The 14,490-nt window shown below is 44.0% G+C and carries 14 protein-coding genes; 3 read left to right on the forward strand and 11 right to left on the reverse strand.

Annotated features, from left to right (window positions below; translation table 11 throughout):
• The first annotated feature begins 20 nt into the window (after positions 1–20).
• Together LPB220_RS09155 and LPB220_RS09160 are read left to right on the forward strand one after the other, a co-directional pair.
• The gene (locus LPB220_RS09155; RefSeq protein ID WP_070505273.1) at positions 21–929 is read left to right on the forward strand and encodes an ABC transporter ATP-binding protein; all 909 of its coding nucleotides are present in this window, start codon (positions 21–23) and stop codon (positions 927–929) included.
• Between the two features lie 57 nt (positions 930–986).
• Positions 987–1,739 carry an ABC transporter permease gene (locus LPB220_RS09160; RefSeq protein ID WP_006595651.1) on the forward strand — a complete coding sequence of 251 codons (753 nt, stop codon included), beginning with the start codon at positions 987–989 and terminating at the stop codon, positions 1,737–1,739.
• Positions 1,740–1,759: 20 nt separating this feature from the next.
• On the opposite strand, the gene LPB220_RS09165 is transcribed toward LPB220_RS09160, so the two are convergent.
• Both LPB220_RS09165 and LPB220_RS09170 read right to left on the reverse strand, forming a co-directional pair.
• Complete coding sequence (locus LPB220_RS09165) at positions 1,760–2,647, reverse strand: sensor histidine kinase (protein WP_150906529.1); 888 nt, start codon at positions 2,645–2,647, stop codon at positions 1,760–1,762.
• Positions 2,647–3,336, reverse strand: a complete 690-nt coding sequence (locus tag LPB220_RS09170; RefSeq protein WP_191904606.1) for a response regulator transcription factor — start codon at positions 3,334–3,336, stop codon at positions 2,647–2,649. The genes LPB220_RS09165 and LPB220_RS09170 overlap by 1 nt, the downstream gene beginning before the upstream one ends.
• Before the next feature lie 203 nt (positions 3,337–3,539).
• Here LPB220_RS09170 and LPB220_RS09175 point away from each other — a divergent pair, with 203 nt between their 5' ends.
• Positions 3,540–4,073, forward strand: coding sequence for a hypothetical protein (locus LPB220_RS09175; protein ID WP_150906533.1), 534 nt, complete (start codon positions 3,540–3,542; stop codon positions 4,071–4,073).
• Positions 4,074–4,187: 114 nt separating this feature from the next.
• Here LPB220_RS09175 and LPB220_RS09180 read toward each other — a convergent pair whose 3' ends face one another.
• The 9 genes from LPB220_RS09180 to LPB220_RS09220 form a co-directional block, all read right to left on the reverse strand.
• The gene (locus tag LPB220_RS09180) at positions 4,188–5,627 is read right to left on the reverse strand and encodes a 6-phospho-beta-glucosidase (protein WP_150906534.1); all 1,440 of its coding nucleotides are present in this window, start codon (positions 5,625–5,627) and stop codon (positions 4,188–4,190) included.
• Positions 5,628–5,835: 208 nt separating this feature from the next.
• Positions 5,836–6,183, reverse strand: a complete 348-nt coding sequence (locus LPB220_RS09185) for a VOC family protein (RefSeq protein WP_150906536.1) — start codon at positions 6,181–6,183, stop codon at positions 5,836–5,838.
• Between the two features lie 109 nt (positions 6,184–6,292).
• Positions 6,293–8,068, reverse strand: a complete 1,776-nt coding sequence (spxB, locus tag LPB220_RS09190) for a pyruvate oxidase (protein WP_150906538.1) — start codon at positions 8,066–8,068, stop codon at positions 6,293–6,295.
• 632 nt (positions 8,069–8,700) lie between these two features.
• Positions 8,701–10,923, reverse strand: coding sequence for a heavy metal translocating P-type ATPase (locus tag LPB220_RS09195; RefSeq protein ID WP_150906540.1), 2,223 nt, complete (start codon positions 10,921–10,923; stop codon positions 8,701–8,703).
• Positions 10,924–10,933: 10 nt separating this feature from the next.
• Positions 10,934–11,305: a cupredoxin domain-containing protein gene (locus LPB220_RS09200; RefSeq protein ID WP_118227837.1), complete on the reverse strand. Its 372-nt coding sequence runs from the start codon at positions 11,303–11,305 to the stop codon at positions 10,934–10,936.
• Between the two features lie 18 nt (positions 11,306–11,323).
• On the reverse strand, positions 11,324–11,719 hold the full coding sequence (locus LPB220_RS09205) for a CopY/TcrY family copper transport repressor (protein WP_049506522.1): 396 nt from the start codon (positions 11,717–11,719) through the stop codon (positions 11,324–11,326).
• Between the two features lie 419 nt (positions 11,720–12,138).
• Complete coding sequence (locus LPB220_RS09210) at positions 12,139–12,771, reverse strand: SGNH/GDSL hydrolase family protein (RefSeq protein ID WP_150906542.1); 633 nt, start codon at positions 12,769–12,771, stop codon at positions 12,139–12,141.
• Positions 12,772–13,620, reverse strand: a complete 849-nt coding sequence (locus LPB220_RS09215) for an HAD family hydrolase (RefSeq protein WP_150906544.1) — start codon at positions 13,618–13,620, stop codon at positions 12,772–12,774. It abuts the gene before it with no gap.
• A 136-nt stretch (positions 13,621–13,756) separates the two neighbouring features.
• Entirely contained in the window at positions 13,757–14,335 is a 579-nt protein-coding gene (locus LPB220_RS09220; RefSeq protein WP_150906847.1) for an HD domain-containing protein, read from the reverse strand.
• Between the last annotated feature and the right edge of the window lie 155 nt (positions 14,336–14,490).

The raw sequence follows: 14,490 nt of genomic DNA on the forward strand, positions 1-14,490 counted from the left end.
TTTGGACGAAGGAGAAAACCATGGAAAAAGTATTAGAAATTTCCCATTTGAGTAAAAAATTTGGTCATCAATACGCCTTAAATGATGTGAATCTCACCATTCGCAAAGGCGACGTCTACGGCCTGATCGGCAAAAATGGTGCAGGGAAAACCACCCTCATCAAGGTCATCACCCAGCTGATTCAAGAAACTGATGGAAGCGTCTCTCTCTTTGCTTCTACAAATCGCTCCCAGTGGACCCAAGCGCTTAAACGGGTTGGATCCGTCATTGAGAGTCCCGTGGCCCATAAGCATATGACCGCTTATCAAAACCTGGTCTACTATTGCAAGGCTCGCCATATCCCCAATCCCGACCAGGTCATCAAAGAAACCCTGAACTATGTTGGCCTGAATAATACGGGTAAGAAGAAATTCCGTGACTTCTCACTAGGAATGAAACAACGGTTGGGAATTGCGATTGCTCTCATTGCTAAGCCAGATTTCCTTATTCTGGACGAACCCATCAATGGCCTTGATCCAGTCGGAATCAAGGAATTCCGTCAGATGATCAAACGCCTCAATGATGAACTCGGCATGACCATCCTCATTTCCAGTCACATCCTCTCCGAACTCTATCTGGTTGCCAATCGCTTTGGTATTGTCGACCAAGGACGCCTGATCAAAGAAATTAGCAAGGCTGAATTCGAAGAACAAGGAGAAGACTACATCATCCTCAAGACTAGCCAGCTAGCCCTTGCGAGTCAACTGATTCAGGATCAACTCCATCACCGCATCAAGGTCATCGATAAGGATGGAGAAATCCATATCTTCGGACAGACTCACGATATTAAAGTCATTGTCAAAGCCCTCGTTCAAGCCGATATTGACGTGGACGAAATCTACTATGCCCGCCAAGATCTGGAAAAATTCTTTACGGACTTGGTAGACTAGTCCAATCACCGTCTTCCTCTATTACCTATCCCACATATTTCATTTAGGAGATTTATCATGTTGCATACCATTCAAGCAGATTTTTACAGACTTTTTCGCTCCAAAGGTTTTTGGATTACAGAAGCCATTCTCGTTCTCAACATCCTGTCTGGAGTCATCTTTGGAGCTACTGGCCACGTCGGCGTCAATACGGAATCCAAATTGCCCCAAGCGACCGAAGTTTGGACAGGCTTTAAAGCTTTGACCAACTACTCTTCCAGCATCAGTGTGACCATCCTCTTTACCATTATTGTCATCACCTTGGTCCTGGGAACAGACTTAACGCAAAACTTATACAAGAATAGTCTGGCCTATGGCGTTTCTCGCACCAGTTACTACTTTGCCAAAAGCGCCGTTGTTCTGACCATTGCTCTCTTCCAATTTCTTGTTTCTTATGGTCTCGTCTTCTTGATCGCGACGCTCTACAATGGACTTGGCACCATGCCAGAGCACTTCTTGGCTCATTTTGGACTGACCGTGCTGATTCAGTTCCTTTCCACCTTGGCTTGGGTCAGCATCATTTCCTTCCTTCTTTATGCCAGCCAATCCATCACCTTGGCCTTCGTTGGCTACTTCATTGGAAATATCCTCTTAAGCCTTCCTGCGCTCTTCCTTAAAGATATTGATATTCTCCACTATCTAAACTTGGAATTCCAATATTCCATGGTACAGAGCACAACAGCAACAACCAACACCCTCTCGATCGCCCTTGGATTCATCCTTGTTTTCGGCTTCCTAGGACTGGCTACTTTTAAACACAAAGATTTATAACAAAAAGACTTGAGCAGTGCTCAAGCCTTTTTTCTTAGTGTAATGGTCAAGATAAACCAGTCTGCCTCCGTTGCCAGTTGCAAGTCTCCCCCTAAGATCTCTACAAAATTTTGAATAATGTAGAGACCCAAGCCAGAAGACTCCTCTGTATCCGAGAGATTTTCAGAGTAGAATCGACTAGCCAATTGGTCTAAGTGCTGGATCGGTTGTTGCACAATATTGCGCAGCTCGACCCGAATCGTGTCCGCGTCTGAGGTCAAGGTCAAACGGGCCTGCTCCTTTCCATGCTTGAGGACATTGCTGAGCATATTTTGCAAGAGGCGCTCCCAGAGCTCTGGATCCGTAGCATAATGAAGATGCTCTTCTAGCTCTACCTCTAAGGCAATCCCCGCCTCAGACAGGCTGTCATAATACTGGAACAACTGCTGAGTCAGGACTTGGCTGAGATCGACGTCTGAAATCCGAGGCTGAATGGCTCCCTCCATCAAGCGTCTGTATTCCAAGAGAGATTCCAGGCGTTTTGAGACGACTTGAAGATTGGAAGCAATTTTCTTCAGCTTTTCCTCTTCCTGCGTCCCACCCTTGATGATTTGTTGGGTATAGCCCGATGCAATGGTCAAAGGCGTCCGGATATCGTGGGCAATATTACTAATGGCCATATCCAAGGTCTTTTTCTCTTGAAAGGCAATCCGATTGGTCCGCTCGATCTGATCAAAGAGATCACTGACCTGCTTGGTCAAGGCAACCAATTCTTTTTTTGAAACACGTGACGTTAACCGTACTCCACTCCCATTTTGGAGCTTCTGTTGAATCTGCTCCTGCAAATCTTTGAGAGCAGAGAGTAGGCGAAGGTAGCCCAGTCCCAAGAGAAGGACAAGGACGACAAGAATTAGAACTAAAACCCACATTACTTGTCTCCTTTCAAGCGAACACCCAAGCCCCAGACCGTTTCAATATAGTCCTCATTTGGGTCAAGCTGGGCAATTTTCTTTCGAAGATTGCTTAATTGGGCATTGAGGGTATTGTCTCCAGGCAGATAGACTTCTTCCCAGACAGCTTCATACAATTCTTCTTTGGTGAAAATCTTCTTTGGATGCGCCAGCAAGGTCTCAAAAATTTGAAATTCTTTTTTGCCCAATCGAAGCGTCTGTTCGCCGGACTCCAGTTCAAAGGTTTCTGGATTTAAGACCAAATTCTTAAAGGATCGCTTTTGCGACGCTTGAGATTCCTGTGCTACCGTCGGTTGATTTCTCAACTGCACCGTCACCCGAGCCGCCACTTCGTCCAGATTAAAGGGCTTGACAATATAATCATTGGCACCTGCAAGGAGATACTGGCTAATGAGGTGTTTGTCTCCCAGAGCGGTCATCATGATAACCGGTGTCTGACTCTGCAAACGGATCTCCTCAAGGACCTGATCCCCATTTTTCCCTGGAAGCATGATATCCAGAAGGACCAAATCAACGGCTTCTTGCTGGAAGAGCCGCAGCCCTTCTGTACCTGAAAAAGCCTGAAGGACCTCATGATCTTCACTTAAGAGACTGTATAAAATTTCTTGGATATCATTATTATCCTCGATTAATAAAATCCGTGTCACTTGCCTCGCTCCTTTTTTCTTTTCTTGCGAAATCAGTTCTATTCCCCTAGCCTATCAAATAAAGGGACCTTCGTCAATGAAAATCTGATAAAATTCTATTGTACCCAGCTAGATCTGCATGTTAGATCATCACAAGATGAACTTGACGATCTTTTCTTTCAAAGGGTATAATAGGACCAATGACACAATAGGGAGACTCATCTATGAAAAATCATGCTAAAACTAAAATCAGTCTTGTATCCATCCTTGTCATCCTGGGCGTTGCTGCAAGAATGATGCGAGTCATCCACCGCCAGCAAATCAGGGAGCAAAACAGACAAACCATTCAAACGACTAAAAAGGTTGCAGAGTTTCAGAAAACACTAGACGAGGAAGAAACGAAGAAACGCAACGAAACCTTCAACAAGATTTATAATGAATCCCTTGTTCGGAATAAGTTTGAGAATTGGCAAAAAGTCGATGAACTCCATGGTTTGGGACAAAGAACTGGGCAATTTTATATCTATAACTTTGAAAAAAAAGAAGAGATTCTCTTAGAGAATACTGATCAAGCATTTGTTCTACCTATTCGAGACAAGAGTGATAACGTCACATTTCAGGCTATCTTTGCCCACAAGGACGGTCAGTGGCACATCATGAAGCCAGACGGAAGTTCTCAGTTGCAACTAGGAGCAGCCAACATTTCCGCTGAATCTAAGTTTGTCATCGAGAACAATGTCTTAGATTACGACCAGTAAATCCGTAATGACTTGGCTAAACTACATACAAAAAGCTTAGGACCCCAGCTTGTGGTTGGGATTCTAAGCTTTTTCGTTGAGAGGAGAAAGTCGGCCAGCAAGTACCGAAAACTTTTATTCAACAGAAGCCCCATTGGTCGCAATGACTTCTTTGTACCAATAGAAGGATTTCTTACGGGAGCGCTCCAAGCTTCCCTTGCCTTCGTTGTCCCGGTCGACATAGATAAAACCGTAGCGCTTCTTCATTTCTCCTGTCCCGGCAGAGACGAGGTCAATACAGCCCCAAGTCGTATAGCCCCAGAGGACAACACCATCTTCATGGATGGCCTCCCGCATGGCCTTGATGTGGGCAGCCAGGTAATCAATCCGGTAGTCATCCTCAATCTCCCCGGCTTCATTTGGGGTATCAACGGCACCTAGTCCATTTTCTACGATAAAGAGAGGTTTTTGATAACGATCCCAGATGGTGTTCAGCGTAATGCGGAGACCAAGAGGGTCAATCTGCCAACCCCATTCTGAGCTTTCTAGGTAGGGATTCTTCAGAGAGGCAAAGATATTGCCCGCTGTTTTTTCCCTTTCAGCTGGATCCCCTGAAGCGACCCGACTGGCATAGTAGGAGAAGGAAATAAAGTCAACTGTATGGTCTTTCAACAATTGAAGGTCCTGTTCCGTCATCTCGACCGTGATCCCCTGACGCTCCCACTCTTTCTTGGCATAGTTAGGGTATTCCCCACGCGCCTGCACATCGATAAAGAAATAGTTCTTGCGGTCTTCTTCTAGACCAGCCCAGACATCTCGCGGAGCACAGGTATGCGGATAGTTTTGCCCAGCTGCCAACATACAGCCCACCTTATTGTTCGGATCAATCTCATGGGCTAGCTTGGTAGCAATGGCTGAAGCGACCAACTCATGGTGAGCCGCCTGGTATTTGACCTGCTCCTCATTCTCCCCTTCTTCAAAGCAGAGACCTGCTCCCATAAAAGGCGCATGAAGGATCATATTGATCTCATTAAAGGTTAGCCAGTATTTGACCAAGCCCTTGTAGCGAGTGAAGAGGGTCCGGCAGAGACGTTCATAACATTCCAACATCTTGCGACTGCGCCAACCTCCATACTCGGTAATCAAATGCATGGGACAGTCAAAATGGGTAATGGTCACCAAGGGCTCAATGCCATACTTGTGGCACTCATTAAAGAGGTCTTCATAGAACTGTAGACCTGCTTCATTTGGCTCTAGTTCATCTCCTTTAGGGAAGATCCGAGACCAGGCAATGGACAAGCGATAGGTTTTAAAGCCCATTTCCCCAAAGAGCGCAATGTCTTCCTTGTAGCGATGGTACATATCAATGCCATCTTTAGCCGGATAAAAATAGCCCTCTTCAAAGTCGAACATCTTTTTCTGACCCGTAATAATGGCATGACGATCAGGACCAATCGGTACCACATCCACATTGGCCAAGCCACGGCCGTCTTCATTATACGCTCCCTCACACTGGTTAGCAGCCGTCGCCCCACCCCAAAGGAAACCATCTGGAAATTGAAGTTTATCGGTCATCTCTCTACCTCACTTGATTTGATAGTTCTATTATACCCTTCTCTTTCCAAAAAATCCTACAAGATCTTATGGAAAACTAAACCTATTCTAAGGTAACTCATACACTTTGGAACATAAAAAAGACTGGATTGCTCCGATCTTTCAATAGTTCATTTTCTCACATTCTGTTTTAAGAATAGCTAAGGTTGACGTTAAATGACCACGCCTCCTATTTCATACGATAAAAATCAATCACTAAACCAGCTGGGCCTTCAACTAGCAGGCTTTCGGTTCCCCAATCGGTTACAACTGAACCGTTTAAAACTTGGATACCAAGCTCTTTCAACCGTTTGTAGTTCTGGTCTACATCCTCAACCTCGATATGAAGAATGATTCCTGACTGAAAGTTTTCCAAAGGAACCAAATGATTTTGAGACAACATGAGACAGTGACTGCCAATCGTGAACTGAGCAAAACTGTCGTCAACATAATCGGCTTTTTTATCCAAAATATGCTCCAAGTCAGCACAGACCTGGGGAATATTTGAAACGATGATATCTAATTGATTTAAATTCATTTACTATCCTCCACAAAAAGACCGGATTCCCCCGGTCTTTTAAGTTTCTCTCTATGAAAATCAAAGCATAAAATCTACAATGTTTACATTTGATTTTCCACGAGAGGAATTATTTGATTGCGCGTGATTGCAATCCTTCTTCTTCCAAGAAGAGGCGGAATGGTACGAGTTCTTCTGCTTCGTATTTTTCCTTGAAGGCTTTGATGGCTTCTTCTGAGTGTTGTTTTGGATCCAACTCAAGTACTTCTACTGGAAGTGGACGGTCTTGAGTGATGCGAGCATCGATAACAACAGTTTTACCTTCTTTGTTCAATTTAACAGCTTCAGCAACGACTGCGTCGATGGCTTCGATACGGTTTACAGTGAATCCTACAGCACCTTGCGCTTCAGCGATTTTCGCATAGTCAGCATTAGGGAAGTCACAACCAAACAAGTGTTTGTTTGTGTCTTCGTATTTGTCCTTGATGAAGGCATATTTACCATTTGAGAAGACAACATTGATAACTGGAAGGTCGTATTGAACGTTTGTGATAACGTCTGGGTAGCACATGTTGAATGCACCGTCACCCATGATGTTCCATACTTGGCGATCTGGATTGTCTTTCTTAGCAGCGATACCACCAGGAAGGGCAATACCCATTGTCGCAAAGAGTGGAGATGTACGCCACATGTTCTTAGGTGTCATGTGAAGGTGACGAGTAGATGTTTGAGTAGTGTCACCGACGTCGATTGAGTAGATAGCGTCTTGATCAGCATGTTTGTTGATTGCATTGTAAACTTGATACAATTGCAATTCACCCTCAGTTTTACCTTCGAGTTTGTTCATGTAATCACGCCAGTTTTGGTTGTTCTTCACGTTTGCACGCCACCATGGAGTAGACTCAACTGGATTCACTTTATCAAGGATTGCTTTCGCTGCTTGACCTGCATCACCAAGGATGGAAGCGTCAAGAGCATGGCGTTTACCAAGTTTGTAAGGGTCAATATCCACTTGGATGAATTTTTCAGTGTTCTTGAATGCTTCGTAAACTTCAGCAAATGGGAAGTTTGAACCAAGGAAAAGAACTGTGTCTGCTTCAAAGACAACTTCGTTGGCTGGCTTCCAACCAACACGGTAAGCAGAACCTGTCAACCCTTCGTAGTCCCATTCGAAGGCTTCAAAGTTTTTACCAGTTGTAATAATTGGTGCTTTGATCTTACGAGACAATTCAGTGATCACATCACCAGCACCAACACCACCGAAACCAGCGTAGATCACTGGACGTTCCGCATTGTTCAAGATTTCAACAGCTTTATCGATTTCCACTTCGTTCAAGGCAGGAGCGATAAAGCGACGTTCATAAGAACCTGATCCATAGTAAGAGTTTTCGTCGATTTCTTGGAATCCAAAGTTTACGGGGATTTCAACAACGGCTGGACCTTTTTTAGAAACGGCAGCACGGCAAGCTTCATCGATTACTTTTGGCAATTGTTCTGCGTAAGCTACACGTTTGTTGTAAACAGCGATACCGTTGTACATTGGGTTTTGGTTCAATTCTTGGAAGGCATCCATGTTCAGCTCGTTGTTTGGACGTGATCCAAGAATGGCAAGGAATGGAGTGTTATCCATAGCTGCATCGTAAACACCGTTGATCAAGTGAGTCGCACCAGGTCCACCTGAACCAACTGCAACCCCGATAGAGCCACCAAATTTAGCTTGCATAACCGCTGCAAGAGCACCAGTTTCTTCGTGACGAACTTGCAAGAAACGGATATCTTTGTCTTCAGCCAAAGCGTCCATAAGTGAGCTAAGTGTTCCAGATGGGATACCGTAGATCGTATCTACGCCCCATGTTTTCAATACATTAAGCATTGCTGCAGATGCAGTAATTTTCCCTTGAGTCATTCTAACTCTCCTTTAATTCTATTTTGATCCCTTAAAATGCAGCATAGCGCTTCTACTTCATCTTTGCGATCATCTCGCCTTGAAAATGAGTTTTTTCTGACTTTTCTCATGAAAACGATTTACAAAACGATTACAGTATTAATTTATCACAAAGAGATTCACATGTATAAGGATCTGCTCAGAGATGCTCAATCCCTATTCCATAACAGATGCTCTTTTTGAGAAATTTTCACAAACTATCCTACAATAGGGTATTATACTATATTTTCTTACCCTCTATTTTCCCTTAGAGCTGTAAGGAATGATAAAAAAGTACTACAGCATGCTGTAGTACTCAAATTGATGGCAAAGTATTTTTAAAAAAACTTTCCTTAGGTGAGTACGGACGTCAGCGAACTTCTTCGAAGTTCCATGACTTAGTTTTGAGCCTAAGGTCTCAAAACTACCGAGTGCTTGAAATGATAATGTTTCAAGCACTTTTCTCACGGCGGAAAGTTTTCTGTATTTTCTTGATTCAATCTAAAAATTGGAACTTATTTTACTTTATTCGTTGAATCACTTAACTTATATTACTTAAAAAAGTTTGACTACGTTCTAATCGCTACTGCATACTGTATCACTTCTTATTTTCATTAATCAATCTTTGCGACATTGAGGAGCAGCGAGCTGGTCAAAACAGACAAAGAACTAAGGGCCATGGCAAGACCTGCTAGTTCTGGATTGAGGGTCAATCCCAGTCCTACAAAGACTCCAGCAGCAATTGGAATCCCAAGGATATTGTAGATAGAGGCCCAGAAGAGATTGAGTAAGATGCGACGGAAGGTCTTTTGACTCATGTCAAAGGCGCGCACAACGCCAAGCAAATCATTTTGCGTGAGCACGATGCCACCGGACTCGATCGCAATATCCGTTCCAGATCCCATGGCAATTCCAACATCTGCAATCGAGAGAGCTGGAGCATCATTGATCCCATCTCCAACAAAGGCTACCTTACTACTTTCTTGCAGTTTTTGGATGGCGCTAGCTTTTTCTTGAGGAAGGACATCAGCAATGACGGTGTCAATTCCCACTTGCTTAGCAATAGCTTGGGCCACCCGTTCATTATCCCCTGTTAACATGACCGTTTTCAAGCCCCGTTCTTTGAGCTTTTTGATCGCTTCTTTTGAGCTGGCCTTCGGAGCATCTTGAATGGCAATCAAGCCAATCACTTGCCCATCCACAGACAAACTGATCACTGTTTTGGCCTGCTCTTGCAAGTCTACCATCCGTTTTTCAAGCTCCGGATCCATCGCTGTCCCGTCATGAAGTTTGCCATTTCCCAAGGTCACCAACTGCTGGTCGATCTGACCTTGGACCCCTTTTCCTTCAATCGCTTGGAAGTTTTCCACAGGGGATAGCACCAAACCTTTTTCTTCTGCTTGGGATAACACCGCTTGGGCTAGTGGATGTTCTGAAAAAGTTTCAAGACTAGCAGCCAGTGTCAAGACACGCGCTTCATCTCCTACCACATCGGTTACGAGCGGTTGGCCAATGGTGATGGTCCCTGTCTTATCAAACACAACGGTTTGAATCTTTTGCACTTCTTGAAGAACTGTTCCATTTTTAATCAGAACCCCCATCTTGGCACTACGACCAGTTCCGACCATAAGGGCTGTTGGCGTCGCCAAACCAAGGGCACAAGGACAGGCAATAATGAGGACAGAGACTGCATAGAGCATGGCCTCTTGGAGCGACGCGCCCAGAAGCACGGACCAAACCCAGAAAGTCGCAATGGCCAAAATCGTCACCACTGGAACAAAGATACCTGAAATCTTATCCGTCAAATCTTGAATAGGAGCACGACTGGATTGGGCCATTTTGACAAAGTCCACAATTTGAGATAAGAGGGTCTCACTACCGACTTTTTCAGCCTTAAAGAGAATGGTCCCATTGCTGTTGATAGTGGAGCCAATGACTGCATCACCAACTGATTTTTCCACAGGCAAACTTTCACCTGTCACCATCGACTCATCAATGGTCGTACTTCCTTCTACAATCGTCCCATCAACCGCGATCTTTTCCCCAGGACGGACCCGAATCAAATCACCAATGTGGATATCTTCCGCCGCCACCTCGACATAGTTCCCATCACGGAGAACTTGAGCCGTTTTTGCCTGCAAATCCAACAACTTTTCCACAGCCTCGGAGGCATTGTTACGCATCCGTTCTTCAAAGATTTGCCCTAAGAGGATAAAGAAGATGATAAAACCCGCAGCCTCAAAGTATACTGGCTGACCAGTAAAAAGAGCAAATACACTATAGACATAGGCTACCAGGGTTCCAAGAGCTACCAAGGTATCCATATTGGAATGGTGCTTCTTAAATGAGGCCCAGGCACTCTTGATAAAAGGTACTCCTGCTACCAACATGATCGGCGTTGTCGCTAGAAAAGTCCCCCAGCGACTGACTGGATGGGAGACAAGTCCTGCCCACATCCCGATCATCAAGATCAATAAAGGAAGGGTAAAGATACTAGTAATCCAAAAGCGATCCCGTAAACTTAAGACACGACGGCGTTTTTCCACAACCGTGTAGGAACCCTTTTGCATCTTCATTCCACATGAAAACTCGAAGTCCCCTGTTTCTGTCGGGGTAAAGGATATCACTTTATCCACACCGACTTCCAAAGGCTCTAAAATCCCCTGATCTTCAAACAAAATTTCCTTGTAACAGCCGGAAGGATTGACCCGATGGAAGGTGATTTCAGCAGGGATCCCTTTTTGAAGTTGAAATTCTTTGGGACTATAGCCCTTTTCTGCTGTAATACGGATCTTTTGCACTCCGTTTTCCACAACTGCTTTTTGTTTTTCTACCATACCTACTCCTTTATTCCACAATCATGTGACCATGCATCATGTTCATTCCACATGAATACCCATATTCGCCCGCTTTTTCTGGCGTAATTTCAATGACATGTTTTTCACCCAAAGGCAAATCTTCATGAACGCCAAAATCCGGAAAGATCACTTGAGCCAGACATGAAGATGGATCCTTGCGATTAAAGATGATCCGGGCTGGAACATTCTTTTTCAGAACGATGGTTTCAGGCGAATAGCCCCCCATGACTTCGACTTCAATTTCTTGATAACCTGATTTCTGACGAGCGTGGTCGCTTACCTTTTCATGCTCTGCAAAGAACCACCAAGCAATAAAAGCAACCCCAAGTAAACAAACAATACTAATTAACAATCCAAACATTGAAATTCCTTCTTTCTATTACATACAATTGCAAGGGACTGTTTCGACAGCCTCTGCTTTCTTTTCTTCCAGGACCTGCTGCAGCTGATTAAGATCTGCAAGCGTAAAGTCACTCTCCTGAATCAAGTTTTCAAGCACCTGGACAATTCTTTTTGAGCAAACCTTGTCTTTCACCTCCTCAACCACCAAGTCTAAACTCTGGTCCTGCTTCAACAAAGCCGAGTAGACAAAGGCTTTGCCAGATTTTTCTCTGGTCAGACAGCCCTTTTCAACCAAGCGCGTCAAGAGGGTCTTGATGGTCGACTTCGACCAGTCAAAGCGCTCGGACAAGACGGCGATCAAATCCCTGCTGGTCTGCTTGCCTTCCATCCAGATAATTTTCATGATGCGCCATTCCGCATTGGAAATTTGCATGGCTTCTCCTTTCTAAATCTACATTTGTAAATCTTATGATGCCATTCTACTCCTAAGATTTACATTTGTCAACCAAAAAGACAAAAAAATTTCCTCTTGGAAATAGAGGAAGGTAGACAATCTGTTTTTACAAAAAATCATCTAAAGAAATCTAAAAAGAAATAGAATTGATTTCAATTATAAGAACCATTCAAATATTTCCTGAAACTTTCCGCCGTGAGAAAAGTGCTAGAAACACTATTGTTTCTAGCACTCGGGAGTTTTGGAACCTTAGGTCCAAAACTAAGTCATGGAACTTCAAAGAAGTTCTCTGACGTCCGTACTCACCTAAGGAAAGTTTTTAAGAAGACTTTATCTTCAATCTGAAATTTTTCTTTGAAGATTTGTCTAGTTGGGCTTTTTCGCTCCCTATTTTGTCTCTATAATGTCTCCTGCAGAGCTTGGGCTAGAACTCGGTAACCAGCCACACTTAAATGGAGACCATCTGTCGTATAGGCTTCTGCTAACTGCCTCTTTTCATCCAATAAAGACGAATACACATCAATATAGCTGACCTGGTGGTAGGCCTGGGCCAATTCTTGATAGGCTTGATTGAGGGCTTGAATTTTTTCATTGGTCCGCACATAGACCTTTTGTTTGTATCGCTCTTCTTGACTCACCGGTAGAACCGAGATCAGGTTGATGTGGGTCAGCGGAAAATCTCTCATAATTGCTTGTATGACCGCTTCTACATTGTCCAAGGTTTCCTTTTGAGGAATTTCTTTTCCGATATCATTGGTCCCGATCAAGAGAAAGATCTGATCCACCACCGTTCCAAAGACATGGGCGTCTAGATACTCACGAAGGAGATCCGTCTTATAGCCTCGTACTCCTCGATTGACCATGTGTTTGGGACTTTGTAATAGTTCATGAATGGGGAAATACTCCACGATAGAGTCTCCAATAAAGATCAAACCAGGCTCCTTCAGAGGGGCTTGATTGAGCTCCCGATAGGTTGTTACGATTTTCTCCTGCTCCTTTAAGAGCCAGTCTTCTAACAGCTGTACTGCCATCTATTTCTTTCCTTTCACTTGTTCCCAGGAGGTCAATCCTAGATACTCTTCGATCACCTGGTAGACACCGTCTTCTTGATGACTCGGCGCTAGGTGTTTGGCAACAGCCTTGACAGCTCTTTCTGCATTGGCCACAGCATAGGAGTGACCAGCCATCTCAAGCATTTCGATGTCGTTTCCACTATCCCCAAAAGCCATGACCTGGCTGGCATCAAGCTGCCATTTCTCCATTAATTGAGCCAGTCCCCAGGCCTTGTGAATGCCTGCTTGTAAGAGATCCATGCTTCCAAAACCGCTCGAAACCGCCATGAGCTGATCTCCAAAAGCCTGCTGGACTTCTTGGCGCACTTGATCGAGACGATCCAAGCCAACCACCAAGCTCATTTTAAGCACCTGATCAAATAGATCTGCTGTCAATTCCGGAACAAACTTCATCCGCTTGTACAAGGCTTCAATCACTTCCGGCTGCATGAATTTCTCAACTTCTGTAAAGACCGTTCCTTCCTTGACAAAGCCACCATTGACAGCTGACACAACCAGCTGGTCTGAAATTTCCCGCCCCTTAAAATAAGCAAGAACCGCCTCTACTAGTTCTCGATCCCAGAATTTTCCTAGAATCATCTGGTCATCCTCAAAAATCCGAGCTCCGTTGGCCACGACCAGGGTCACCCGCTTGACCAAAGGACCCAAGAGCTGGCGCATGCGATGGATTTCATTTCCCGTCGCAATGACAAAGCGTATCCCTTTTTGATCCAAGTGGTTCAACAGCCTTTCCAGACGCGGGAGATCCACCTCTCCTCGCTCATCTAATAAGGTCCCATCCATATCTGTTGCTATCAACTTAATCATACAATCTAACCTTTTCCCTTTCAAAGGGTGTAAATTATCTGGTTCCATTATACCACAGATCAAGCCAGTCAAAACCACCCATGAAAACAGGTGCCTTCCTCTTAGGCTGAAGGTTGCTACTGATGGCCAAGGGAACTTATGAATATAAGCCCTTTTCTACACTTTCCTGAACCAACTCTTCCGTCAGTTTCCATAATTCTTCCGATTCACTTTTTATAAATTTTTTCTTTTCTAATACCATCTCTGAACGGATATGATCAGGATTATAATTGACTTCTGATACTTCCAAGTGATTGATCAGTGGTACCAATGCGTCAATCACTCTTGCATATCTTGCCTCAGGACTCTGGCCTTTTTCAAACTCCAACCACGAATTTTTCATATTCACATATGTTGCTTCTGGAAGGAGGCTCATTGTTTTTTCTATAGATGCTAACTCTCTATCATGAGCATGAAGCTTTTTTTCATCATCAAACACCCAAGTATCTCCGGCATAAATCTCACCTAAATCATGAATCAGTAACAGAAACATGACCTTTTCCATATTCAATTTTTCAGGATAATAATCTTGCAGAACCATCGCAGCGATCGCACCCTGCCAAGAATGCTCGGCACTATTTTCAAACCGTCCATCAAGGGTTCTATTAAACCTTGTTACTGACTTTAATTTCTCGATTTCTTTAATAAAATCAACTGTCTGATTCAAATCACTCATGGCGACTCCAACCTCCCTATTCGAAATTACGACTATCATACCAAAAATCAGGTTTTCCATAAATGAATTCCCGTATTTGCAAAAAGAAAATGTCCCTCCTTTTCCAAGTTCTTCCTTTTTTCTAACAAGAGCAAGAAAAAAGCTAACCGATCCTG

It is taken from the genome of Streptococcus sp. LPB0220, from assembly GCF_008727815.1.
GTDB lineage: Bacteria > Bacillota > Bacilli > Lactobacillales > Streptococcaceae > Streptococcus.

Coding starts and splice junctions, on each gene's coding strand:
- LPB220_RS09155 (WP_070505273.1), top strand. CDS start 21: ATGGAAAAAGTATTAGAAATTTCCCATTTGAGTAAAAAATTTGGTCAT.
- LPB220_RS09160 (WP_006595651.1), top strand. CDS start 987: ATGTTGCATACCATTCAAGCAGATTTTTACAGACTTTTTCGCTCCAAA.
- LPB220_RS09165 (WP_150906529.1), bottom strand. CDS start 2,647: ATGTGGGTTTTAGTTCTAATTCTTGTCGTCCTTGTCCTTCTCTTGGGA.
- LPB220_RS09175 (WP_150906533.1), top strand. CDS start 3,540: ATGAAAAATCATGCTAAAACTAAAATCAGTCTTGTATCCATCCTTGTC.
- LPB220_RS09180 (WP_150906534.1), bottom strand. CDS start 5,627: ATGACCGATAAACTTCAATTTCCAGATGGTTTCCTTTGGGGTGGGGCG.
- LPB220_RS09185 (WP_150906536.1), bottom strand. CDS start 6,183: ATGAATTTAAATCAATTAGATATCATCGTTTCAAATATTCCCCAGGTC.
- spxB (WP_150906538.1), bottom strand. CDS start 8,068: ATGACTCAAGGGAAAATTACTGCATCTGCAGCAATGCTTAATGTATTG.
- LPB220_RS09195 (WP_150906540.1), bottom strand. CDS start 10,923: ATGGTAGAAAAACAAAAAGCAGTTGTGGAAAACGGAGTGCAAAAGATC.
- LPB220_RS09200 (WP_118227837.1), bottom strand. CDS start 11,305: ATGTTTGGATTGTTAATTAGTATTGTTTGTTTACTTGGGGTTGCTTTT.
- LPB220_RS09205 (WP_049506522.1), bottom strand. CDS start 11,719: ATGCAAATTTCCAATGCGGAATGGCGCATCATGAAAATTATCTGGATG.
- LPB220_RS09210 (WP_150906542.1), bottom strand. CDS start 12,771: ATGGCAGTACAGCTGTTAGAAGACTGGCTCTTAAAGGAGCAGGAGAAA.
- LPB220_RS09215 (WP_150906544.1), bottom strand. CDS start 13,620: ATGATTAAGTTGATAGCAACAGATATGGATGGGACCTTATTAGATGAG.
- LPB220_RS09220 (WP_150906847.1), bottom strand. CDS start 14,335: ATGAGTGATTTGAATCAGACAGTTGATTTTATTAAAGAAATCGAGAAA.